2 protein-coding genes are annotated in these 1,431 nt (G+C 35.8%); one reads left to right on the top strand and one right to left on the bottom strand.

Annotation, left to right across the window (positions count from 1 at the left end; translation table 11 throughout):
• Positions 1-255, top strand: a 255-nt coding sequence (locus ACFOZZ_RS13295; protein WP_376815432.1) for a hypothetical protein, incomplete at its 5' end; no start/stop codon positions are given.
• Here the strand turns inward: ACFOZZ_RS13295 and ACFOZZ_RS13290 are convergent.
• A complete protein-coding gene (locus ACFOZZ_RS13290) occupies positions 205-1,347 on the bottom strand; it encodes an IS3 family transposase (protein ID WP_100054628.1) in 1,143 nt (380 codons plus the stop codon). The two genes, ACFOZZ_RS13295 and ACFOZZ_RS13290, sit on opposite strands and share 51 nt — an antisense overlap.
• Positions 1,348-1,431: the final 84 nt, after the last annotated feature.

Genomic DNA, 1,431 nt, shown 5'->3' with positions numbered 1-1,431 from the left:
ATATTTGATGATGATCCATCAGTCTATCTTCTTGTAAAGGATTTAAGTGTATATGATACTGATCATACTATTGTTTACAGGTCTTTTCCAGATGATGCTGATGGTTATTTTAATGGCACTGTTATATTCACCAAGATGGATGATTTTGGCTTTGCATCATTAAATCATAATGATATAGATATAATCAGAAGTCATCTACGCAGATTATCTGATGGACTGTTTGAAATGAGTTATTCTTTGAAGGATAGCTACTAATTTCTCGAGCGTTGAGTTTCTATCAAGATTATTTCTTACCTGTCTGAATTTTTCCTTATATTCATCAGACTCCTTAGCGATATGTTTGAGTGGGTATTCACCAGTCATGTAATATTCTAAGTATTCATTTGGAGAAAGCTTGGCTAGATTGTACTGATAACGATCATTGTTGTAATAAACCATATAGGAATCTATTATTTCCTTTAGTTCTTCGTATGAGCCAGCATTCTCTGTATATCTGCCTATCTCATCTTTCATATGTCCGAAGAAGGATTCCTGGGGAGCGTTGTCCCAGCAGTTTCCTCTTCTTGACATTGACTGTCTGATTTCCAGGCTCTTGAGTAAGTCAATAAACTTAATACTTGTATAATGAACACCCTGATCACTGTGTATCAGAGCATCAGTATGAATATTATGCTTATGTTTACTGTAAAGCTGATTGATTGTCTCCAGGACAAAGTCTACTTCTAAAGACGGTGATAATACATATGCAAGAATCTGCTTTGTAAATCCATCCTTTACCACCGATAGATATGCTTTAGATCTTTTATGACCATAGAATAGATAAGTAATGTCTGTTTCAAGCACATATCCAGGACCGTACTCCTCGAAGTGTCTGTTTAGAATATTATCTGCATAATTTGATGTTTTCATTGCCTTAGCCATCCTTCTTGCAGGATTGGCTTTTCTTATTGGGCAGAATAGACCGTATTTCTTCATCAGTCTTGAAATCTTTTTATGATTCATCAAAATGCCCATGTGAAGAAGACGCATATGAATACCACGTCTGCCTTTGTCATATCCTTTGAACTTGTGTGCTTCTAAAATCAGTTCAAAATCCTTACGGTCTTGTTCTTCTTTTTCGCTTATGAAACTTTTTCGTTTCTTCCATGAATAGAACCCGCTTCTTGAAACACCTGCAGTATCACATAATGCTGAGACACTCAGATTATTACTAGGTGATTCAAGAGTTCTATCTATCAGTTCATATTTCTCTCTTACTGTTTGTCCTTCTGCAGTTTTGAGATTTGCTTTCTGTTGATAAATCTCACTCTTTTTAAAAAATCGTTCTCCTGCTGGAGAATTTCGCATTTCTGTTTAAGTCTTTCTAGCTCTTCCTCAATAGTCAGAACCCTTGCAAGAGGTCTGCCAGAATTTGTGCTTCTTGTGTCTTTG

The organism is Catenibacterium sp. GCM10023432 (genome assembly GCF_042651925.1).
Lineage (GTDB): Bacteria > Bacillota_I > Bacilli_A > Erysipelotrichales > Coprobacillaceae > Catenibacterium > Catenibacterium mitsuoka.
Note: the sequence above shows the minus strand (reverse complement) of the source record. Positions and strands in the feature narration are given on the sequence as shown.

Excerpts from the sequence above, each read along its gene's own strand:
- ACFOZZ_RS13290 (WP_100054628.1), bottom strand. The coding sequence starts at position 1,347 with ATGCGAAATTCTCCAGCAGGAGAACGATTTTTTAAAAAGAGTGAGATT.